At 63.9% G+C, this 22,128-nt stretch carries 21 protein-coding genes; 16 read left to right on the top strand and 5 right to left on the bottom strand.

Features of this window, described 5'->3' with window-relative positions:
• The first annotated feature begins 22 nt into the window (after positions 1–22).
• The 4 genes from glyS to ABD906_RS02155 all read left to right on the top strand — a co-directional run bounded on the left by glyS (position 23) and on the right by ABD906_RS02155 (position 5,527).
• Entirely contained in the window at positions 23–2,197 is a 2,175-nt protein-coding gene (gene glyS / locus ABD906_RS02170; protein WP_345097977.1) for a glycine--tRNA ligase subunit beta, read from the top strand.
• An 81-nt stretch (positions 2,198–2,278) separates the two neighbouring features.
• The gene (locus ABD906_RS02165; RefSeq protein ID WP_378188154.1) at positions 2,279–3,259 is read left to right on the top strand and encodes an L-threonylcarbamoyladenylate synthase; all 981 of its coding nucleotides are present in this window, start codon (positions 2,279–2,281) and stop codon (positions 3,257–3,259) included.
• A 51-nt stretch (positions 3,260–3,310) separates the two neighbouring features.
• Positions 3,311–4,726 (top strand): FAD-binding oxidoreductase, encoded by a 1,416-nt coding sequence (locus tag ABD906_RS02160; RefSeq protein WP_345097976.1) that lies wholly within the window; start codon positions 3,311–3,313, stop codon positions 4,724–4,726.
• A 249-nt stretch (positions 4,727–4,975) separates the two neighbouring features.
• The gene (locus ABD906_RS02155; RefSeq protein ID WP_345097974.1) at positions 4,976–5,527 is read left to right on the top strand and encodes a DUF6101 family protein; all 552 of its coding nucleotides are present in this window, start codon (positions 4,976–4,978) and stop codon (positions 5,525–5,527) included.
• Positions 5,528–5,608: 81 nt separating this feature from the next.
• On the opposite strand, the gene ubiA is transcribed toward ABD906_RS02155, so the two are convergent.
• The gene (ubiA, locus tag ABD906_RS02150; RefSeq protein WP_345097973.1) at positions 5,609–6,592 is read right to left on the bottom strand and encodes a 4-hydroxybenzoate octaprenyltransferase; all 984 of its coding nucleotides are present in this window, start codon (positions 6,590–6,592) and stop codon (positions 5,609–5,611) included.
• Between the two features lie 227 nt (positions 6,593–6,819).
• On the opposite strand from ubiA, the gene purD reads away from it, so the two are divergent.
• Positions 6,820–8,130, top strand: a complete 1,311-nt coding sequence (gene purD, locus ABD906_RS02145; protein WP_345097972.1) for a phosphoribosylamine--glycine ligase — start codon at positions 6,820–6,822, stop codon at positions 8,128–8,130.
• 69 nt (positions 8,131–8,199) lie between these two features.
• Entirely contained in the window at positions 8,200–8,946 is a 747-nt protein-coding gene (locus tag ABD906_RS02140) for a DUF5131 family protein (protein ID WP_345097971.1), read from the top strand.
• On the opposite strand, the gene tcmP is transcribed toward ABD906_RS02140, so the two are convergent.
• Together tcmP and ABD906_RS02130 are read right to left on the bottom strand one after the other, a co-directional pair.
• Positions 8,943–9,473, bottom strand: coding sequence for a three-Cys-motif partner protein TcmP (tcmP, locus tag ABD906_RS02135; protein ID WP_345097970.1), 531 nt, complete (start codon positions 9,471–9,473; stop codon positions 8,943–8,945). The genes ABD906_RS02140 and tcmP overlap by 4 nt on opposite strands.
• A 138-nt stretch (positions 9,474–9,611) precedes the next feature.
• The gene (locus ABD906_RS02130) at positions 9,612–9,779 is read right to left on the bottom strand and encodes a hypothetical protein (RefSeq protein ID WP_345097969.1); all 168 of its coding nucleotides are present in this window, start codon (positions 9,777–9,779) and stop codon (positions 9,612–9,614) included.
• Positions 9,780–9,946: 167 nt separating this feature from the next.
• Between ABD906_RS02130 and ABD906_RS02125 the strand changes: the two genes are divergently transcribed.
• Complete coding sequence (locus tag ABD906_RS02125; RefSeq protein WP_345097968.1) at positions 9,947–11,719, top strand: acyl-CoA dehydrogenase family protein; 1,773 nt, start codon at positions 9,947–9,949, stop codon at positions 11,717–11,719.
• Between the two features lie 94 nt (positions 11,720–11,813).
• Here ABD906_RS02125 and pdxH read toward each other — a convergent pair whose 3' ends face one another.
• Positions 11,814–12,425, bottom strand: a complete 612-nt coding sequence (gene pdxH / locus ABD906_RS02120; RefSeq protein WP_345097967.1) for a pyridoxamine 5'-phosphate oxidase — start codon at positions 12,423–12,425, stop codon at positions 11,814–11,816.
• 41 nt (positions 12,426–12,466) lie between these two features.
• On the opposite strand from pdxH, the gene ABD906_RS02115 reads away from it, so the two are divergent.
• From ABD906_RS02115 to ABD906_RS02100, 4 genes are all read left to right on the top strand, one after another.
• Positions 12,467–12,898 carry an RT0821/Lpp0805 family surface protein gene (locus tag ABD906_RS02115; protein ID WP_345097966.1) on the top strand — a complete coding sequence of 144 codons (432 nt, stop codon included), beginning with the start codon at positions 12,467–12,469 and terminating at the stop codon, positions 12,896–12,898.
• A 173-nt stretch (positions 12,899–13,071) separates the two neighbouring features.
• Positions 13,072–13,995, top strand: coding sequence for a DnaJ C-terminal domain-containing protein (locus ABD906_RS02110; RefSeq protein WP_345097965.1), 924 nt, complete (start codon positions 13,072–13,074; stop codon positions 13,993–13,995).
• Positions 13,996–14,257: 262 nt separating this feature from the next.
• Positions 14,258–15,076 carry an enoyl-ACP reductase FabI gene (fabI, locus tag ABD906_RS02105; RefSeq protein WP_345097964.1) on the top strand — a complete coding sequence of 273 codons (819 nt, stop codon included), beginning with the start codon at positions 14,258–14,260 and terminating at the stop codon, positions 15,074–15,076.
• Between the two features lie 92 nt (positions 15,077–15,168).
• A complete protein-coding gene (locus ABD906_RS02100; RefSeq protein WP_345097963.1) occupies positions 15,169–15,756 on the top strand; it encodes a histidine phosphatase family protein in 588 nt (195 codons plus the stop codon).
• A gap of 151 nt (positions 15,757–15,907) precedes the next feature.
• On the opposite strand, the gene ABD906_RS02095 is transcribed toward ABD906_RS02100, so the two are convergent.
• A complete protein-coding gene (locus tag ABD906_RS02095; protein WP_345097962.1) occupies positions 15,908–16,162 on the bottom strand; it encodes a DUF1344 domain-containing protein in 255 nt (84 codons plus the stop codon).
• A 154-nt stretch (positions 16,163–16,316) separates the two neighbouring features.
• Between ABD906_RS02095 and aroC the strand changes: the two genes are divergently transcribed.
• From aroC to dxs, 5 genes are all read left to right on the top strand, one after another.
• Complete coding sequence (gene aroC, locus ABD906_RS02090; RefSeq protein WP_345097961.1) at positions 16,317–17,417, top strand: chorismate synthase; 1,101 nt, start codon at positions 16,317–16,319, stop codon at positions 17,415–17,417.
• A 215-nt stretch (positions 17,418–17,632) separates the two neighbouring features.
• Positions 17,633–18,730 carry a 3,4-dihydroxy-2-butanone-4-phosphate synthase gene (gene ribB / locus ABD906_RS02085; protein WP_345097960.1) on the top strand — a complete coding sequence of 366 codons (1,098 nt, stop codon included), beginning with the start codon at positions 17,633–17,635 and terminating at the stop codon, positions 18,728–18,730.
• Between the two features lie 87 nt (positions 18,731–18,817).
• Positions 18,818–19,747: a histone deacetylase family protein gene (locus tag ABD906_RS02080; RefSeq protein WP_345097959.1), complete on the top strand. Its 930-nt coding sequence runs from the start codon at positions 18,818–18,820 to the stop codon at positions 19,745–19,747.
• A gap of 3 nt (positions 19,748–19,750) precedes the next feature.
• Entirely contained in the window at positions 19,751–20,017 is a 267-nt protein-coding gene (locus tag ABD906_RS02075) for an exodeoxyribonuclease VII small subunit (RefSeq protein WP_345097958.1), read from the top strand.
• A gap of 67 nt (positions 20,018–20,084) precedes the next feature.
• Entirely contained in the window at positions 20,085–22,007 is a 1,923-nt protein-coding gene (gene dxs / locus ABD906_RS02070) for a 1-deoxy-D-xylulose-5-phosphate synthase (RefSeq protein ID WP_345097956.1), read from the top strand.
• The last annotated feature ends 121 nt before the right edge of the window (positions 22,008–22,128 follow it).

Raw genomic sequence — 22,128 nt, 5'->3', positions numbered from 1 at the left:
ATAACTGGTCCAGAGCTGTCCCATGCCCGATCTTCTTCTTGAACTGCGCAGCGAAGAAATCCCCGCGCGAATGCAGCGCAAGGCTGCGGCTGACCTCAGAAAGCTCATTACCGACGGCCTGGTGGAGGCGGGGCTCACCTATGAGGCCGCGCGCGAATACTGGACGCCGCGCCGCCTGACGCTCGACGTTCGTGGCCTCACGCCGCGCTCGAAGGACGTGCGCGAGGAGATCAAGGGCCCGTCCACCAAGGCGCCGGAACAAGCGATCCAGGGATTTCTGCGCAAGGCGGGCCTTGCCCACATCTCGCAGGCGCAGATCCAGTCGGACCCAAAGAAGGGCGATTTCTACGTCGCGCAGCTGGTGAAGCCTGGCCGCGCGGCCGAGGAGATCATTACGGAACTGGTGCCGCAGGTCATCCGCAACTTCCCCTGGCCCAAGTCCATGCGCTGGGGCAAGGAGTCGGCGAAGCCGGGTGCGGTGCGCTGGGTGCGCCCGTTGCAGTCCATCCTCTGCCTCTACGGACCGGAGACGGAGGAGACCGAAGTCATCGACTTCGAGGTGGGCGGCATCCGTTCGGGCAACACGACCGTCGGCCACCGCTTCATGAGCGGCGGCGAACCGATCACCGTCCGCCGCTTCGACGACTATGTGCAGAAGCTGGAGAACGCCTTCGTTGTCCTCGATGCGGACCGCCGCAAGGAAATGATCCTCTCGGACGCACGTAACCTCGCTTTCGCCTCGGGCCTCGAGCTCGTCGAGGACGAGGGGCTGCTGGAGGAGGTCGCAGGCCTGGTCGAGTGGCCGGTGGTGCTGATGGGCGAGTTCGAGGAGGAATTCCTGTCGATCCCGCCGGAGGTGATCCGGCTCACCATCCGCGCCAACCAGAAGTGTTTCGTCACGCGGCCGGCGGGCGGCGATGGCCAGCAGCTTTCCAACAAGTTCATCCTCGTCGCAAACATCGCGGCGAAGGATGGCGGCAAGGAGATCGCCTTCGGCAACGGCAAGGTGGTGCGGGCGCGCCTGTCGGATGCGCTCTATTTCTGGAACACCGACCAGCACGACGTGCCCGACCTCGACCGGCTGACCGCTTCTGCCGAAAAGTTCGGTCTGGATCTTTCCAAGCCGCTCGACCAGCGCATGGCGCGGCTCGACGCGCTGAACGTGACCTTCCACGCCAAGCTCGGCACGCAGGGCGAACGCGTGATGCGCATCCGCGAGCTTGCGAAGCACATCGCGCCGCTGATGGGCGCCGATGCGGCGCTGGCTGCCCGTGCGGCGGTGCTGGCCAAGGCCGACCTTCAGACGGAAGTGGTGGGCGAGTTCCCCGAGCTGCAGGGCGTGATGGGCCGCAAGTATGCGGCTCTCCAGGGTGAGCATCCGTCCGTGGCGGCGGCCTGCGAGGAGCACTACAAGCCGCAGGGCCCGTCAGACATCGTACCGAAGGACAAGGTTTCGGTCGCCGCGGCGCTGGCCGACAAGATCGACACGCTCGTAGGCTTCTGGCTCATCAACGAGAAGCCGACCGGTTCCAAGGATCCCTATGCGCTGCGCCGCGCGGCGCTGGGCGTGATCCGGCTGATCCTTGAGAATGACCTGCGCCTCGCGCTCATTCCGGTGCTGGAGACGGCAGCCGGTTTCTATCCGGTTTCCATCGGCGGCGACCGGCGGGAAGCGCAGGAGGATCTGCTGTCGTTCATCCACGACCGCTTCCGTGTGTATCTGCGTGACGAGGGCGCGCGCCATGATGCGATCGATGCGGTGCTGAACCCGAACACGGACAATCTGCTGCTCGCGGCCCGCAGGCTTGAGGCGCTGATCGTGTTCCTCGACACCGAGGACGGCCAGAACCTGATTGCGGGCACCAAGCGCGCGGCGAACATCCTGGCCGCCGAGGAGAAGAAGGGCACGGTGATTGGCTCGGAAGTCGATCCGGCGCTGTTCTCCGAGGACGCCGAGCGGGCGCTCTACGAGGCCATCAAGATTTCCCGCGCTGACGCAGAAGCCGCGATCGCGAGGGAAGACTTCTCCGGTGCGATGCGGGCGCTGGCGGCGCTGCGCGGGCCGGTGGACACGTTCTTCGACAAGGTGCTTGTCAATGACGAGAACGAGAAGATCCGCGCCAACCGCCTGGCGCTGCTGACCAAGATCCGCGAGGCGACCGGCGAAGTGGCAGACTTCTCGAAGCTGGCGGGCTGAACCCGGACAGGCTCCGGTGATGCCGGAGCCGCCGCAATTCCGGACCGGGATGTTGCAGTCTCTCCTCCGGAACAGGATGACATGGAGAACGGTGTGCCCAGGGTGCTGAGGTTTGACGGGGAGGCGGTGGGGCCTGCGACCGACGTCCTGCGGTGCGGCGGGCTGGTGGCCGTCCCCACGGAAACAGTCTACGGGCTTGCGGCCGACGCCACCCACGGCGAGGGCGTGGCGGGCATCTATGCAGCCAAGGGACGGCCGAGCTTCAACCCGCTCATTGCCCATGTGAGCGACATCGCTATGGCGGAACGGTACGTTACGTTCGATCCGCTGTCGCGCAAGCTTGCCGAGACCTTCTGGCCGGGGCCGCTCACGCTGGTGCTGCCGCTGAGAGAGGATTCCGGCATCCATCCGCTTGTGACGGCGGGACTTTCCACGCTGGCCGTGCGGATGCCGCGGGGAGATGTGGGCAAGATCATCCGGGCGCTCGGGCACCCGATCGCCGCACCCAGCGCCAACACCTCCGGAAAAATCAGCGCGACGACGGCGGAAGCCGTGCGGGACGATCTTGGCGACAGGGTCGACCTCATCCTCGACGGCGGGCCGTGCTCGGTGGGGGTCGAGTCCACCATTGTGAAGATCGACGGCGACAAGGCCTATCTGCTCCGCCCGGGCGGAATCGCGGCGGAGGAGATCGAGGCGGTGATTGGGCGGAAGCTCATCCGGCTCGACCAGAGGGCGGCAATCGAAGCGCCGGGCATGCTGGCTTCCCACTATGCGCCGGACGCCGCCGTGCGGCTCAACACGACCGAGGTCAAGCTTGGCGAGGCGCTGCTAGCCTTCGGGCCGGTGCGGGCCAAGGGGGTGGAGAATGCGGTCGCGGTGCTCAATCTCTCCGAACGCGGAGACCTGCGCGAGGCGGCAGCCAATCTCTTCAGCTATATGAAACAACTGGACGCCTCCGGTGCGCGGACGATTGCCGTGGAACCGATCCCGGAAACAGGGCTGGGCGAGGCGATCAACGACCGGCTGCGCCGGGCGGCCGCGCCGCGCGAGGGGGCGTGACAGAAGCCGTCTTCGTGCGTAGTCTCGCGCGCGGAAACTGACAGGCCTGCCATGACACTCGATCCTCAGCTCATCAGCCGTTTTGCGGCAATCGTCGGTGAAAGACACGCGCTCACCGCGCCCGAAGACATCGCGCCCTACGTATCGGAGCCGCGCGGGCTCTATGGCGGTGTCACGCCACTGGTGCTGCGGCCGGCCAACACCGAGGAGGTGAGCCGGATCATGCGCCTTGCCACGGAGACGCGCACGCCGATCGTACCGCAGGGCGGCAATACAGGGCTTGTGGGCGGGCAGATGCCGGACGGTTCCGGCACGCAGGTAGTGGTGTCGCTGTCGCGGCTCAACCGGATCCGCGAGATCGACCTGGCATCCAACACCGCCACCGTGGAAGCGGGCGTGGTGCTCCAGACGCTGCAGGAGGCGGCGGAGGAGAAGGGCAGGCTGTTTCCGTTGGCGCTCGCCTCGCAGGGCTCGTGCGAGATCGGCGGCAATCTTTCCACCAATGCCGGGGGCATCGGGGCGCTGGCCTATGGCACTGCGCGGGATCTCTGCCTGGGGATCGAGGTGGTGCTGCCCACGGGCGAGGTGCTGGACGATCTGCGCAAGCTCAAGAAGGACAACACCGGCTACGACCTCAAGGACCTGTTCATCGGGGCGGAAGGGACGCTGGGCGTGATCACGGCAGCGGTGGTGAAGCTGTTCCCGATGCCGAAGGGCAGGGAACTCGCCTGGGCTTCGGTGGCCTCACCCGCGAAGGCGCTGGAACTTTATCAGAAGGCAACGGAGATCGCGGGGCCGTCGCTCACCATGTTCGAGCTGATGGCGCAGACGCCGCTCGACTTCGTGCTGCGGCACATGCCGGAAACTGCCTATCCGCTGACCGAGGAATCCCCCTGGCATGTGCTGATGGAGGTCTCTTCCGCACGTTCGGCGGGCGACGCGCGGGAGGTGATGGCGATCCTGCTTTCGGAGGCTTACGAGGAAGGGCTGATCTCGGATGCGACCGTCGCGCAGAACGAGGGGCAGCGGGGCAAGCTCCTGCACCTGCGTGAATCCATGTCGGAAGCGCAGAAGTTCGAGGGCGGGTCGATCAAGCACGACATCTCGGTGCCGGTGGTGGCCATTCCGGAGTTTCTGGAACGGGCGGAAAGGGCCGTGCAGGCGGTGGTGCCCGGCGCGCGTGTGGCCTGTTTCGGGCACATGGGCGACGGCAACCTCCACTATAACGTCTCGCAGCCGGTCGGGATGGACAAGGCAGAGTATCTGAGGCGCTATGCCGCCATGAACGAGGCGGTCTATGCGATCGTGCAGGAGCTGGGCGGTTCGTTCTCCGCCGAGCACGGCATCGGCAGCCTCAAGCGCGAGCAACTCGTTGCCACCCAGCCGGCAGTTGCCACGGAGCTCATGCGACGGATCAAGGCGGCCTTCGACCCTGCGGGGATCATGAACCCCGGCAAGGTGATCTGAGTTGATCACCTTGCGCGCGCCATAAGAACAAGCGGGCTCCCGTTTACCGATCGGCGAGGAATCCTGCCAATTTCCAAACGCCGGTTGGAAACCGATAACCATTTGTTCGGTCAATAAAATTTAACCCAACTTCTAAGGGTCCGAGTAAGAACCTGCGTCCTATTCTGCTGCCATAAGAAGCCGGGCAAAAACCGGCGCGGAGAAGCCGAAAATGGCTCCCGAAAAAAAACACAACAGGGACGTTGAACAATGGCAAGCAATCCGAAGCCCGTGTGGGCCGGTCGCATGATGCGGCTCGACCCGTCCAATCTTCCGCAGATCATAAGCTACCGGTCCCATGATGATCTCGGAGAGGTGGTACTGACGGTAAGTCGCCGCGGTGTCCGCGTCCGTCGGCTGCTGGAGAAGAGCCTGTTGCCGGTGACCTTCGTGCTGCCGCCCAACGCCTTCATGGGCGTGGCGGCGCGGGCCATCGAGGAAAATGGCGAGGTTCTGGTGACGCTGGAGCTGATGCACGCCGATCCCAAGCTCTCGGTGCCGCTGCTGGTCGCCAGCGACCTCGGCGACGTGGCATCGGACTGGCGTGTGTGGTCGGAGATCTATGGGCTGCCGATGCTGCTTGTCGAGGCCAACGGCGAGGTGAGCAGGCTGGAGGACGCCATCAACGGCATTGCCGTCCGCAAGGAGCCGCGCCGCCGCAACGGCGCGCGTCGTATCCGGTTCCTGTCGCGGAAACGGGGGCGCCAGGCTCTCGGTGTGCGCATCGTGGTCGACGGCGAGGAACTGACGCCGAAAAACTGAGAGGGGCTTTCGTCCTGAAAGCCCCTCCCCAGTCAAGTCATTTGCTCTGGTTAGGCGCGTGGCCGCGCCGCCGGCCGCCGTTCAGACGCTGGGGCTGACGACCGCCCACAGGCCGCCGCAGAGCAGCCCGATGAAGATCAGCCAGCCCACCACAGAGTTCGACTTGAACAGCGCCAGGCACTGATCGTTGTCGTCGATGTCGAGGACGCGGATCTGTCGCCACATGTGGTCGCCCGCGGCGACCAGCCCGGCAAGGGCGGGGAAGGGCACTTCCGCTGCGGCGAAGGCGCCGGCGAAAAGGATGAGCGCGCCGCCATAAAGGCCGATCAGGTATTGCTTGGTCTTGTCGCCAAAATGGAGCGCCGTCGAGCGGACGCCGACGATGGCGTCATCTTCCTTGTCCTGATGGGCATAGATCGTGTCATAGCCGATTACCCACATGATCGATCCGGCATAGAGCAGCACGGGTGCCAGCGTCAGGTTGCCGTGATGGGCTGCCCAGCCCTGCAGCGCGCCCCAGGAGAAGGCCAACCCCAGGAAGAACTGCGGCCAGTTGGTGAAGCGCTTGGCGAAGGGATAGACCGCCACCGTCAGCAGCGAGGCGCAGCCGAGGATGATCGCGAACAGGTTGAACTGGAGCAGGACCAGAAGGCCTACCAGCGACTGGAGAATGAGGAACGCCCAGGCCCGCTTGCGGCTGACCTTGCCGGAGGGAAGAGGACGGGAACGCGTGCGTTCGACCTTCTCGTCAATGTCCTGGTCGACGATGTCGTTGTAGGTGCAGCCGGCGCCGCGCATGGCGATTGCGCCGACGAGGAACAGGAAGAGCAGCCAGATCGAGGGCATGACCTCGGAGACGGATGCGCCGGGCTTCGCAGCTGCCGTCGCCGCCATCGCGAGCGACCACCAGCAGGGCCAGAGCAGAAGTTTCCAGCCGATCGGACGGTCCCAGCGGGCAAGCTGCGCATAGGGCCATGCGGCGCGGGGCAGCAGGCGGTAGACCCAGTGGCCGGACGGCGCATCCGCCACGCGGCCCTGCTCATATCGCGACTGGATAACGTCCATGGAGTGTCTCCGGCAGTTCCTGTCTGGCATGACGGCGATCCATAAGCTGAATCTGATGCCGCATGCGTGAACGTTGAGTGGCAAGCCGCAGGAGCTTCGTCAAGCAAAACGAGCAGGAATGGCCGCAGCGGCGGCGCTTCCTGTGATGAAGCTGCATGTCGAAGCTTGACGCGCAGGGCAATCGGTCATAGCTCCTGCCGCAACTTCAATCAGCGTGGGTCGCGAACATGAAGGTTTTTCTCATCGGATCTGGCGGACGTGAGCACGCCCTGGCCTGGAAGATCGCAGCGTCCCCCATGCTGGAAAAGCTTTATGCCGCTCCGGGCAATCCCGGCATCGCCGAGCTCGCGGAGTGTGTGGGCGTGGACGTTGCCAACCACCAGCAGGTGATCGAGTTCTGCAGGGCGAACGGCGTCGACCTCGTGGTGGTCGGTCCGGAAGCGCCACTGGTGGCGGGCCTGGTGGATGACCTCAAGGCGGCTGGCATCGCCGCATTCGGCCCAGGCAGGATTGCGGCCCAGCTCGAAGGCTCCAAGGGCTTCACCAAGGATCTTTGCGCGAAGTACGGCATTCCAACGGCGGCCTATGGCCGTTTCGCGGACGCCCAGGCCGCGAAGGATTACATCCGCCAGATGGGCGCACCAATCGTCATCAAGGCTGACGGTCTTGCTGCGGGCAAGGGCGTGACCATCGCGATGACCGAGGACGAGGCATTCCGCGCGATCGATGACTGTTTTGGCGGGGCTTTCGGCGCGGCCGGTGCCGAGGTAGTGATCGAGGAATATCTCGAAGGCGAGGAAGCCAGTTTCTTTTGCCTCTGCGACGGCAGGACGGCGCTTCCTTTCGGCACGGCGCAGGACCACAAGCGCGTGGGTGACGGCGACACGGGACCGAACACGGGCGGCATGGGCGCCTATTCGCCCGCGCCGGTGATGACCGAGGAGGCGATCGGGCGGGTGATGCGCGAGATCATCGCGCCGACACTCACGGGCATGCAGGAGATGGGCGCGCCGTTCGTTGGCATTCTCTATGCCGGCCTGATGATAACGAAGGATGGCCCGAAGCTCATCGAATACAACGTGCGGCTCGGCGATCCCGAGTGCCAGGTGCTGATGCTGCGGCTCAAGGATGACCTGCTGACGCTGATGCAAAGCGCGGTGGACGGGCAGCTCGAGCACATGTCGGTGCGCTGGCATGACGAGGCCGCACTCACCGTGGTGCTGGCGGCGCAGGGCTACCCCGAGGCGCCCAGGAAGGGCGGCGAAATCCGCGGCCTCGAGAAGGCGGCGGCGGTGCCGGGCGTGCAGGTATTCCATGCGGGCACGGCGGTGAAGGATGGCAAGCTCGTCGCCAATGGCGGGCGGGTGCTCAACGTGACGGCGCTCGGCAGTTCGGTGACGGAAGCGCGCGATGCCGCCTACCGCGCCGTCGACCTCATCGATTTCCCGACCGGCTTCTGCCGCCGCGACATCGGCTGGCGCGCAGTGGAGCGGGAGAGGGGGGCTTCACAGGGCCATAGTTCGTCCTCCTCACTATGACCGCCTCTCAGAATTAAGCATAATTCAACCCAATTCCTGCACCACTCATGAGTCGGAGGAGGCTTCAACGTGGCCCAGACATCAATCGAGTGGACTGACGCGACCTGGAATCCCGTGGCTGGGTGCACGATCCTCACCGCGGGCTGCACCAACTGCTACGCCATGCGGATGGCGGCGCGCCTGGAAGCGATGGGCGTCGAGAAGTACGCCGGTCTGACCCGAAAGTCGGGCGGGCGGGCCAAATGGACCGGTAGGATCCATCTGGACCGAAAGTCTCTCGAAATCCCCTACACGTGGAAGAAGCCGCGCCGCGTGTTCGTCAACACGATGTCGGATCTGTTTCATGAGAGTGTGCCGGCGGCGTTCATCCACGATGTCTGGCAGGTGATGGCGGACACGCCCCAGCACACCTACCAGATCCTTACCAAGCGTCCAGACCGCATGGCCGAGATTGTACCGGCACTGCGGAAGCTGCCGAATGTCTGGCTAGGAACCAGCGTGGAAGACGGGAGGGTGCTGCATCGGATCGATGAGCTGCGACAGGTGCCAGCGGTTGTGCGGTTTATTTCATTCGAACCGCTGATCGGCTCCGTTGCCGGTGCAGACCTGCGGAACATTCACTGGGCGATCGTCGGCGGCGAAAGTGGGCCGAAATCGCGCCCGATGGAGCCTGCGTGGGTGGAAGAGATCCAGCGCATGTGCCGTGCAGCCGGCACGGCCTTCTTCTTCAAACAATGGGGCGGCACGAACAAGAAGGCCGCGGGCCGAACGCTCAACGGACGGACTTACGACGAGATGCCCGCTGTTTCCCTCTAGAGATCGAGTTTTCCCTGGCCGTCGTCTGATATTTCTTTCCAGAACTTGTGGGCGAGGTCGTGCTTTGCAGCAAGCAGAAGCCAGTACAATGGTTGATTTCTTGACCCGCACACCAATCGAACGTCATCGGAAGGCCATACGCCGGTAGAAGCAATTAGTTCGCGCCAGAACTGGAAAACGCCCATGCGGATGTTCTGCAGGGACTGTCTTGTGTCCACATGATCGCGCCAGCCTGGTGTAAACGCATCGAATGCAGTCTCCTCCTCCTCGCGTGTGTAGTTTGCAGCGTTTCGTTGCAGATCCATCTTGCTGACGTGGACCAAAATATCGATCCGTCTTATCTGCGAGAGCGTGCGAAAGGTCTTAAAGTCGAGCGCGCCGAGATTGAATGGATCAAGGAACGCGAAATTCAAGCCGTACGGCTCCGACTCTTTCATTGCGCGGCTGGCGGTTTCCTTAGCGTTCCATGAAGAGCTATGACCGGGGCACCGACCTGTCTTAACCTCGCGGCGGCAGCTTCCAAGCATTCTTCGTCCGCATCACCAATAATAACTTTTGTGAAGGGCGCCCCACCTTGAACGCTCATATTCCACGCGGTAACTGCACTCCCCTCGATCCATTCGCCGGTGTCGCGAATCTTCGCACGACCGGGTCCGCAAAAAAGATCAAAAAAGATCAATGTAGCTAGCTCCTCCCTTGCTTTTACCAATGTACTTCTTTCGGGTTGCGCGACAGATATCGACATAACGACGAAGCAGGCGATGCTTTTCTTTCGCCCAAACGCCCACTTCCTGAGCGGGCAAACCATCGTCTCCGAGAATTAGCTCCCCCATGGTACCCCATCCCGAACTTACAGAGACAACACAACTCTTGATATACAACAACATCAGCAATGCAGGTAATGGTTTGTTTGATCGTTGTTGGACGACGACCACCGTCCGACTAGCCCCGGGCCTCTTCCGGGGCTAACCTCGGCATGACATTGCGAGGACTGTTGCCCATGTACCGTGCTCCGATTGACGACATCAAACACGCGCTTTTCGACATCGCAGGGCTCCGGGAGGTGATGGCGCATCTGCCGGAAGGCATGCTGACGGACGACCTGGTGGAGGCGATCCTCGCCGAGGCGGGACGGTTCGCCGGCGAGGAGATCGCGCCGCTCGCACGCGCCGGAGACGAGACCGGATCGAAGGTCGAGAACGGGGCCGTCACCACGCCGCCGGGCTGGAAAGAACTCTACGCCAAGTGGCGCGAGGGCGGTTGGAACTCCATCTCATCGCCCGAGAAATACGGCGGCCAGGGCTTGCCGGCCTCGCTTGCCATGGCGGTGCTGGAGATGTGGAACTCGGCCTCAATGGCCTTCGCCATCGGCCCGACGCTTACCAGCGGAGCGGTCGAGGCGCTGGAGCGGCACGCGAGCGAGGAGCTCAAGCGCAAGTACATTGCCCGGATGGTCTCAGGCGAGTGGATGGGCACGATGAACCTGACCGAGCCGCAGGCGGGTTCCGACCTGGGGGCGCTCAGGACGCGGGCGGAGCCGAGGGGTGACGGAACTTACCGTATCTTCGGGCAGAAGATCTTCATCACCTATGGCGAGCACGATTTCACGGACAACATCATCCATCTGGTGCTGGCACGGCTGCCCGATGCGCCGCCCGGAACCAAGGGTATCTCGCTGTTCCTGGTACCGAAGTTCCTGGTGAACGACGACGGATCGCTCGGCGCACGCAACGACGTGTTCTGCGCCTCGCTCGAAAAGAAGATGGGCATTCACGGTTCACCCACCTGCACGATGATCTACGGGGACGGCAAGTTCGGTGACGAGCCGGGCGCGATCGGCTGGCTGGTCGGGGAGCCGAACCGCGGGCTCAACTGCATGTTCACGATGATGAACGCGGCGCGGCTTGCCGTCGGCATTCAGGGCGTGGGCGTGGCGGAGGCTGCGCGGCAGAAGGCGATTGCCTATGCCAAGGAGCGGCGGCAGGGGCGGGCGCCGGGCGCTCCGACAAGGGACATGTCGCCCATCATCGAGCATCCGGATGTGCAGCGCATGCTGCTCTCCATGACAGTCCTGACACAGGCCTCGCGGGCCATCGCCTATGCCTGCGCGCAGGCGGCGGACCTAGCGCGGTGGGATCGCGAGCGTTCCAACCACTGGCAGGAGCGGGTCAACCTGCTCACGCCGCTTGCCAAGGCCTTCCCTACGGACATGGGGGTGGAGGTCGCCTCGCTCGGCATACAGGTGCACGGCGGCATGGGTTTCATCGAGGAGACCGGAGCCGCGGTGCTCCTCAGGGATGCGCGGATCGCGCCGATCTACGAAGGGACGAATGGCATCCAGGCGATTGATCTCGTCATCCGGAAGCTCGGCCTGTCGGGCGGGGACCACGTGCGCCGGTTCCTGGCGGAGCTGCAGGCGGATGCCGAGCAGGCGCGCAACACGGGAGACGACGATCTGGCGATCGCCGGCATCCGGGCCCGGGAGGCGCTGCACGACGCGGCGGAGGCCGGAGAGTATCTGCTGGGTCAGCTGACCGACGGCAGGCAGGAGGTTGCTCTGGCCGGAGCGACGCCGTTCCTGCGGCTCATGGCCCTGGCGGTGGGCGGGGCGCTGCTGGTTCGCGGCGCGACCAGGTCGGGTGATGCCGCCAGGGCACAGCTTGCACGCTACTTCGCGGAGAACCATCTGGGCGACACCGGGGCTCTGCGCCGCGTCGTGCTGGAGGGCGGCGACAGCCTGCTCAGGGCGGCGGGGCTTCTTGCGGCGATGTGAGCGCAGGGCGCGCCGCGGGCACTGGCGGAGAGTGGCAAAGCCCGCAGGCCCGGACAGGGCAGGACCGCCAGTCCGGGCCCGGTGGACGGGATTGTCAGGGATAGAGACGGGTCTTGTTCCAGCCGCCTTCGGCACGGGTGAAGATCACCCGGTCATGTAGCCGGAACGGACGGTCGTGCCAGAACTCGATGCTTACCGGAACGATACGGAAACCGGACCAGTATGGCGGGCGCGGAATGTCTCCTATCGCGTATTTCGCGGTATATTCGGCGACGGCCTTTTCCAGCGCGAAACGGCTTTCGAGGGGGCGGGACTGTTTCGAGGCCCAGGCGCCGATACGGCTGCCGCGCGGGCGCGAAGCATAGTATTCGTCCGCCTCCTCGTTACTTGCCGTTTCAACGGTGCCGCGGATGCGCACCTGCCGGCGTAGCGATTTCCAGTGAAAGCACATGGCGGCCTTCATGGAGCCCAGGATTTCGCGACCTTTCGTGCTTTCAAAATTCGTGTAGAACACAAAACCGCTGGTATCATACCCCTTCAGCAGTACCATTCGCACGTTGGGCATGCCGTCCGAATCAACGGTGGAAAGCGCGAATGCGTTGGGATCATTGGGCTCGGACTGGCTTGCATCGGCGAGCCATTGACGGAATAGTTCAAATGGCTCCGTGCTTTCGGTGAAGTCGTTCGTTAAGGGGTTGTTAGACATTTGTCCTGCTCACTGTTTCTGATCTCGAGAGGAGCTTTCATTTGAAGCGTTTGCCGCAGAATATCCGCCGCGACTCACGCTCGAGCCTGAGCCTCCTGGGCAAGATGGCCGTCATGACCGTGCTCATGACATGCCTATATGGCTGCGGGTCGGGAATGCAAGGTGTTCTGGGCAAGGGGATCGACTCGGTGCTGACGACCGGTTCCACGGGCAATACGGCCGTGAACGATCCGAACGCTCCCGCCATCCTGATGGCGCTCACGCAGAATCCGCAGCCTGGCGCGGTCTGGGAAAATGCCGAGGAAGGGGCGCGCGGGATCATCTCCTCCGTTGACCGCAAGGAGGAAGACGGCGTTCCGTGCCTGGCCTTCCGCTCGACGCGGGAGAGCTTCGACGGTGTGCATCTCTACGAGGGAACTGCCTGCCAGACGCCGCGCGGCGTGATGGCGCTCCGGTCACTGACGCGGCTTTGATGCCCCCCTGGGCGCGGCTTTGATGCCGCGCATTGCGCCGCGAACGTCCAAGATATTGATTTGTCCGGCCATCTGGAATTAGCGCCCGCCCGTGCGCATATATGGTACGAGTTTGTTTAACAGTGCCATCCGAGTCCTGCGGGGGCGGTCAGTCTTGTGCGGATAGAAGCAATATGAAAAGCCCATATGACGTTCTGGGGGTGCCGAGAAGCGCGTCCGAGAAGGAGATCAAGTCGGCGTTCCGCCGGCTCGCGAAGAAATATCACCCTGACCAGAATCCCGACGATCCGAAGGCCAAGGAACGTTTCGCCGAAATCAGCCAGGCTTACGAGATCATCGGGGATCCCGCAAAGCGCAAGCAGTACGACAATGGCGAGATCGACGAGGCAGGGCGGCCGCGCTTCCAGGGCTTCAGCGGCGGCGCGCATGGCGATCCGTTCTCCGCGTTCCGGCAGGGCCGGGCAGGGGGCGGCAACACTCATTTCGAGTTTCGCCCCAGCGGCTTCGATCCGGGCGACATCTTCGGCGACCTGTTCGGCGACATGTTCGCGCGCGCCAGCGGAACAGCGGGCGCAAGAGCGCGCAGCCAGCATGCGGACGCCGACGGAATGGGCGACGTGCATGTTGCGCTCGGTGTGACCATCGAGGAGGTCGCAACGGCAGCGAAGGTGACCGCCGTCCTTCCGGACGGGCGCAGGATCGCGATCAAGCTGCCGCGCTACGTCGAGGACGGGCAGACGATCCGGCTCAAGGGACAGGGTAACCGCACGCCCTTCGGCACCGGCGACGTGCTGGTGAAGCTCAACATCAAGCCGCACTCGCGTTACCGCGTCGAGGGCCGCGATCTGCACGTGGACCTGCCCGTGTCGCTGCGGGACGCGGTGCTGGGCGCCAAGGTCGCCGTCGACACGCCCACGGGCAAGGTGGCGGTGAACGTTCCGGCGTGGTCCAGCTCCGACCGGACGCTTCGGCTGAAGGGCAAGGGGCTGCCGCTCAAGAACGAGGGGCACGGCGATCTCTATGCCCACGTCCGGATCATGCTGCCCGAGGGGGGCGACCCGGCGCTCGAGGCCCTGTTTTCGAAGACTGCAGCCTGAGGGGGCGCCCAGTCCATCGCGGGCAACCCTCCGGCGATTGAATGTGCGCACAAGAGGAGAGGAGCCTCCATCTTCACGCGACGGTCCAGACCGTACCACGGTTGGGATTCTCAAGCGGGCGGCACTGCTGCCCGCTTTCCGTTCCCGGGTGCCGCATTTTCGCAATTCGGCAGCTTCAACGGGGCTGTATGCTTGCCAAGCTTGAAGCATTCGTGCTGCTGTGCGATAGGCAATCGCCGCAAATATCTTCGGAGAATCGACTATGGCAAGTGGCAATGGCCTCATGGCCGGCAAGCGCGGAGTGATCCTTGGTGTTGCCAACAATCGCTCCATTGCCTGGGGTATCGCAAAGGCGCTCGTCGCTGAAGGCGCGGAAATTGCGTTGACCTATCAGGGGGACGCTCTCAAGAAGCGTGTGGAACCTCTTGCAGCCGAACTCGGTGCTACCGTCATCGGACATTGCGACGTTACCGATCTCGCGACGATCGACAATGTGTTCGGGGAAGTCGAGAAGCTCTGGGGCAAGATCGATTTCGTCGTGCACGCCATAGCCTTTTCCGACAAGGACGAACTGACGGGCCGCTATGTCAATACGACACGCGAGAACTTCCTGCGCACGATGGACATCTCGGTCTTCTCGCTGACGGCTATCGCCAGGCGCGCGGAGCCCCTGCTCAATCCCGGATCATCGATCCTGACGCTGACCTACTATGGCGCCGAAAAGGTCATGCCACACTACAACGTGATGGGCGTTGCCAAGGCAGCACTGGAAGCGAGCGTCCGGTATCTGGCTGTGGACCTCGGTTCGGCGAATATCCGCGTCAACGCGATCTCCGCGGGACCGATCAAGACGCTGGCGGCTTCCGGCATCGGCGACTTCCGCTATATCCTGCGGTGGAACGAGTACAACGCTCCGCTGAGGCGCACCGTGACCATCGAGGAGGTGGGCGACTCGGCGCTCTATCTGCTCTCGCACCTGTCGCGCGGCGTGACGGGCGAGGTGCTGCATGTGGATTCAGGTTACCATGTGGTCGGCATGAAGGCCGTCGACGCACCCGACATTTCGGTTATTGAGGACTGACGTGACCGGCAGGAGCAGGGCGAAAGCCCTGCTCCTGCCGCATTGGGCCAGCGAAGCGGCTTCTTGGCATTGCGCGTAAACGGGAAGCAGTCGTGACACCGCTTCTTTACATCGTCAGGCACGGCCAGACGGACTGGAACGTGGAACAGCGCCTGCAAGGGCAGGCGGAGGTCGATCTGAATGAGGTCGGTCTCAAGCAGGTCGAGCGGAACGCGCGCCTGCTCGCGTCGCTGGTCACCAACCCCCGGGCCTTCGATTTCGTCTCAAGTCCGCTCAGGCGCACGCGGGACACGATGGAACGCATCCGCGAGGTGCTCGGCCTGCCGCGGGAGGGCTACCGCATCGACCGACGGCTGATCGAGCTGCATTTCGGCGACTGGCAGGGACACACCTACGCGGAACTCGAGCAATTGCGCCCTCTCTCGACACGTGAACGGCATGAGCAGAAATGGACATTCGTGCCGCCGGGCGAGAATGCCGAAAGCTATGCGATGCTGGCCGACAGGGTGGCGGAATGGCTCAAGGAGGTCGAGCGGCCCACCATTTGCACGACGCATGGCGGGGTGATACGAACGCTGCTGCATCTGACCGGCGGCGTGCCAACCAGCGAGGCTGTCATGATGCATGTGCCGCAGGACCGGGTGCTCAGAGTCCAGGGCAGCCGGTTCGAGTGGCTTTGAGGCCGGTTGAGCGTTCTGGAAAAGCCTGAGAGACGCTGTCCATGTCACCCGGCTTGCAAGACCGGATATCCCGCGTTGCCAGGATATCGATCTTGCGTTCTCCCCTGGAAGGGAAAACAGGGTAAGTTCATCAAAGCGCGAAAAGACGCGCCTATTCAGGGATGAAAAGGTCGGTGATCTGCCGAACGCCGGACTTGTCCACCTGGTAGGCGATGACCACCTGGTCGCCCTGCGACAGGCCGGACATGTCCATCTCCGGGGGAAGCTTGTACGTCGAACCATCGCTCAGGGTGATGGTCATGTTTTCCGGATCGACCGCCGTGATTCGACCTTCGGTGTCGGCTGCAGACGCGGCAAAGGAAAACCCGATCAACGCCGTACCAAGGATCAATGCAGGTAGTCGCATGTCAGGCCTCATTCTTAAGGATCATTGAATGGAAGATGTTCATCTAGGCGGCGATTATGTCAAAAGTACAACGGCCGCAGCACACCAGGCCACGGGTTTGACCGGACGGCCAAACCACAATACAAGCGGGTTCCCAACGTAAGGGGAACCGGCAATGTCGCACAACACGTTTGGTCATCTGTTCCGCGTCACTACCTGGGGGGAAAGCCATGGCCCCGCGATTGGCGGCGTTGTCGACGGCTGCCCGCCCGGAATCCGCTTCAAGCTCAGCGAAATCCAGGCGGAGCTTGACCGCAGGCGGCCGGGGACTTCGCGCTTCGTGACGCAGCGGCGGGAGCCGGATCAGGTGAAGGTTCTGTCGGGCGTGATGACCGACGAGGACGGCGAGACGCTGATCACCACGGGCACGCCGATCTCCCTCATCATCGAGAACGTCGATCAGCGGTCCAAGGATTACGGTGAGATCGCCGAGCGTTACCGTCCAGGCCATGCGGACTTCGCGTATGACCGGAAGTACGGCATCCGCGACTACCGGGGCGGCGGACGGTCGTCGGCGCGCGAAACGGCGATCCGCGTGGCCGCCGGGGCGCTGGCTCGCAAGGTGGTTCCCGGTCTGGTAGTGCGCGGCGCGCTTGTCGCCATCGGCGAGAAGGAAATCAATCGCGACAACTGGGATTGGGATTTCGTCAACGATCCGGACAATCCGTTCTTCACGCCGGACCGGGAGTCCGTGGAACTGTTCGCCGAATATCTCGACTGGATCCGCAAGGCCGGGTCTTCCGTCGGGGCGGTCATCGAGATCGTCGCGGAGGGCGTTCCGGCGGGGCTGGGCGCGCCGCTCTATGGCAAGCTGGACCAGGACATCGCCGGCAACCTCATGTCCATCAATGCGGTGAAGGGCGTGGAGATCGGCGAGGGGTTCAACGCGGCGCGGCTGCGCGGCGAGGAAAACGCCGACGAGATGCGGATCGGCCCGGACGGAGAGCCGGTGTTCCTGTCGAACCATGCAGGCGGCATCCTGGGGGGCATCTCGACGGGACAGCCCATCGTGGCGCGGTTCGCGGTCAAGCCAACCTCATCGATCCTGACGCCGCGCAAGTCCATCGACCGCCAGGGCAATGAGGTGGAGGTGGTGACCAAGGGGCGGCACGACCCCTGCGTGGGTATCCGCGCCGTGCCGATCGGCGAGGCGATGGTTGCCTGCGCCATCGCCGACCATTATCTGCGCCACAGGGGCCAGACGGGACGGATTTGAGGCCCTCAAGCAGTGCGTTTCCTTGAATCCGCGAACTGCATCGGGTGCGGTCCAGGACGTTCTGCCGTGGACGGAATGCAGCAAGCCTTTCAGGTGTGCGCTTCGCAACAGGGGCACTGGCGCAAACGGATGCTGCGCAATATTACGATGGCGGAGGAATGCTGCAGGCGATAATAGTCCGCAGCTTTGTTATTCAGCCATCCAGGTGAGGTACAATGGCTTACGATCAGAAAAAGGTGGTGGAGGCTCTGCGCGCCTTCGAGCGTGGCGAGATCGTCGTTGTGACGGACGATGATGATCGCGAGAACGAAGGCGATCTGATCGTCGCGGCCGTCCACTGCACGCCTGAGAAGATGGCGTTCATCGTGCGCCATACCTCCGGCATCGTGTGCGCGCCGATGCCCCGCGAGGAGGCCCGCCGGCTCAACCTCGCGCCGATGGTGGCCGAGAACGACGCGCCGCACAGCACGGCGTTCACGGTTTCGGTGGACTTCAAGCACGGCACGACGACCGGCATTTCCGCCGAAGACCGCACGCTGACGGTGCGCAACCTGGCCAATCCGAACGTCGGACCCCGCGATTTCGTGCGTCCCGGTCACATCTTCCCGCTGATCGCCCGCGAGGGCGGCGTGCTGATGCGCTCGGGCCATACCGAGGCAGCGGTGGACCTGTGCAAGCTCGCCGGCCTGCCGCCGGTCGGCGTGATCTGCGAGCTGGTGAACGATGACGGCACCGTGATGCGCGGGCCGCAGGTGAAGGCTTTCGCGGAAAAGCATGGCCTGAAGCAGGTGTCGGTGGCCGATCTGATCGCCTACCGCCAGCGCCAGGAGAAGCTGATCGAAGCCCACGGCTCGTTCCCGATCGAGACGCCCGGCGGTCCGGCCATCGCCCATACCTATTCGCTACCATGGGAAAACATGCAGCATGTGGCGATCGTCTACGGTGACATTCGCGACGGCCATGATGTGCTGGTGCGCCTGCACCGCGAAAACGTCGTCAACGACGTGTTCGGCGTGCAGCAGCAGGTGCGCCAGGTGGCGGAACGCATGGGCCGCGAGGGCCGAGGCGTGCTCGTGTACCTGCGCAGCGGTCCCATCAGCGGCACGTATACCAGCCAGCGCAACCGGCCGTCCGACCACGAGTCCCACGAGCAGGCGCTGGAGCGCGAGAAGGAGTGGCGTGAAATCGGGCTCGGCGCGCAGATCCTCAAGGATCTGGGCATCTCCTCAATCCGCCTGCTGGCCCAGCGCGAGCGTCATTTCGTGGGACTGGAAGGTTTCGGCATCGAGATCGTCGATACAGAGATCATCTGACGGACTCCTGCCCGACGCGCGCAGGATCCGTGCAATCACGTGCGCTCCCGCGGGCGGGAGCGCTTCTGCCAATGTGGAAGGGAAACGATGGTTACGCGGCTGTATCATCACGATGTTTTCCTGGAACACATGACGGCGCCGGGGCATCCCGAGCGCCCGGACCGGCTAAAAGCCATCGCCGAGGCTCTGGAAGGTGATGAATTTGGGGACCTTGAGCGGGTCAAGGCGCCCGAGGGCGACGAGGCCATGCTTGAATTGGCGCACAGTCCAGCCCATGTGGCCGCGATCAGAAGGGCCATTCCGGAAGAGGGGCTCGCGCAGGTCGATCCGGACACATGGATGAGCCCGCGCAGCTGGGAAGCCGCGCTGCGGGGAGTTGCCGCGTCAGCCGACGCGGTTGATTCCGTCTTCACGGGCAAGGCACACAACGCGTTCGTGGCCTGCCGTCCGCCCGGGCACCACGCCGAAAGCCGCAAGGCGATGGGCTTCTGCCTGTTCAACAACGCGGCGATCGCGGCGCGGCACGCGCAGCGCGCGCATGGCGTCGAACGGGTGGCGATCATCGATTGGGACGTGCACCACGGCAACGGGACGCAAGAGATCTTCTGGGATGATGCGAGCGTGCTCTACTGCTCCACGCACCAGCTGCCGCTCTATCCGGGAACAGGAACGGTCAACGAGACGGGGGCGAAGGGCAACATCGTCAACGCGCCGCTTTCGCCGGGTGCGGATGGTCGCGTCTTTCGCGAAGCGATGGACAATGCGCTGCTTCCGAGAGTAGAAGAGTTCCGCCCGGATCTGATCATCATTTCGGCAGGCTTTGACGCTCACTACAGGGATCCGCTCGCCGAGCTGAGACTGCAGGAAGACGACTTCAGTTGGGCGACCGGCAAACTTATGGACATTGCCGGGCGGTGGTGCGACTACCGGGTTGTCAGCCTGCTGGAAGGCGGATACGACCTGCAGGGCCTGGCATCGTCCGTGTCCGCCCATCTCCGCCGCCTGATGAAAGGATGAAGCATGACTGCTGGAAACAATGGCAATTCGGCCAATGATGACATCAAGTCGATGAGCTTCGAGCAGGCGCTGGAGGCACTGGAAAACATCGTCAACGACCTGGAGCGGGGCGATGTGCCGCTCGAGGAGTCGATCCGGATCTATGAACGCGGAGAGGCGCTGAAGGTCCATTGCGACCGGCTGCTGCGCGCGGCAGAAGACAAGGTCGAAAAGATTCGCCTGTCGCGCGAAGGTACGGCGGCCGGCGTCGAACCGCTCGATCCGCAATAGCCGCGTCCAGACGCTTGGATTGCATCACGGAATTGTCGCCCTATCTTGGGCTTAGATTAACTCAGGCATGGCTCGTGTGACTACGCCCCCGAAAACGCCGCTTCTGGATCAGGTCAAGTTTCCGGTCGATCTGAAGCAAATCGACGAAAAGGATCTGCCGCAGCTCGCCGCCGAACTCCGGGCAGAGATGATTGACGCCGTGTCACAGACGGGCGGGCATCTTGGAGCAGGTCTGGGCGTGGTGGAGCTCACCGTTGCCCTGCACTACGTGTTCGACACGCCGGAAGACAGGATCATATGGGACGTCGGCCACCAGGCCTATCCGCACAAGATCCTGACGGGACGGCGCGACCGCATCCGCACGCTGCGGCAGGAAGGGGGCCTCTCCGGATTCACAAAGCGTGAGGAGAGCATCTACGATCCGTTCGGCGCGGCGCATTCCTCGACCTCCATATCCGCGGGGCTCGGCATGGCCGTGGCGCGGGACCTTGCCGGCGAAAAGCGGCATGTGATCGCCGTCATCGGCGACGGGGCAATGTCGGCGGGCATGGCCTTCGAGGCGATGAACAATGCCGGCGCGCTCAACGCGCGGCTGATCGTCATTCTCAACGACAACGACATGTCGATCGCACCGCCGACCGGGGCACTGAGCGCGTATCTTGCGCGGCTCGCCTCGGGCCGCACCTATCAGGGCATCCGCGAAATCGGCAAGAAGCTCACCACCTATCTCGGCAAGAGCGTGGACCGGGCGATCACACGCGCGGTCGAACACGCGCGCGGCTACGTGACGGGTGGGACGCTCTTCGAGGAACTCGGCTTCTTCCACGTGGGGCCGATCGACGGGCACAATCTCGAGCACCTGATCCCCGTGCTCCGGAACGTGCGCGACCACGGCACCGGCCCGGTGCTGATCCATGTCGTCACGCAGAAGGGCAAGGGCTATCCGCCGGCAGAACAGGCGGCCGACAAGTATCACGGCGTCGGCCGGTTCGACGTCATCACCGGCGCGCAGGACAAGACGCCCAGCAACGCACCCACCTACACCAAGGTGTTCGCCAATGCGCTGGTGCAGGAGGCGCGCGAAGACGACAAGATCATCGCCATCACGGCGGCCATGCCGGATGGCACGGGCCTCGACATCTTCGCCAAGGAGTTTCCGAACCGCACCTTCGACGTTGGCATCGCCGAGCAGCACGCGGTGACCTTCGCGGCGGGGCTGGCGGCGGAAGGCTACAAGCCGTTCGCGGCGATCTATTCGACCTTCCTGCAGCGCGCTTTCGACCAGGTGGTCCACGACGTGGCGATCCAGAACCTACCGGTGCGCTTTCCTATCGACCGGGCGGGCTTCGTGGGGGCCGACGGCGCGACCCACTGCGGCGCGTTCGACATCGGCTATCTCTCCATGCTTCCGAACATGGTGGTCATGGCGGCGGCGGACGAGGCCGAGCTCAAGCATATGGTGCGCACGGCTGTGGCCTATGACTTCGGTCCCATCGCTTTCCGTTATCCGCGCGGCGAGGGCGTGGGCGTCAACATGCCTGAGCGGGGCGAAATCCTGCCAATCGGCAAGGGCCGCATCATCCGCGAAGGTACGAAGATTGCGCTCCTGTCGCTGGGTACGCGGCTCTCCGACTGCCTCAAGGCGGCGGAGGAACTGGATGCTGCAGGGCTCTCGACGACGGTGGCCGACGCGCGTTTCGCCAAGCCGCTGGACGAGGAGCTCATCCTGTCGCTGGCGCGCAACCACGAGGTGCTGATCACGGTCGAGGAGGGCGCCATAGGCGGCTTCGGCTCGCACGTGCTGCATCTTCTGGCGCATAGGGGCGTGCTCGATCACGGGCTCAAGGTGCGGCCGCTGGTGATGCCCGACGTTTTCATGGACCAGGCCAAACCGGAGCGCATGTATGCCAAGGCGGGGCTTGATGCGGCCGGCATCGTGCGAGCCGTTTTCGAGGCGCTGGGGCAGGCAGAACGCGCAGCACGCGCGTAAGGCGGGCGCGCCGCATCAATGCGAGCATCTTGGGCGGCCACGGCCGCCGGCCTCGCGTGGTCCGGGCGTCCGTGAAGGCTCCTGAGTGCTTAAAAAGTCTGTTTTCTCGCGGTTCGGGACG

Source organism: Chelativorans composti, from assembly GCF_039541695.1.
In the GTDB taxonomy this organism is placed as follows: domain Bacteria; phylum Pseudomonadota; class Alphaproteobacteria; order Rhizobiales; family Rhizobiaceae; genus Chelativorans; species Chelativorans composti.
Note: the sequence above shows the minus strand (reverse complement) of the source record. Positions and strands in the feature narration are given on the sequence as shown.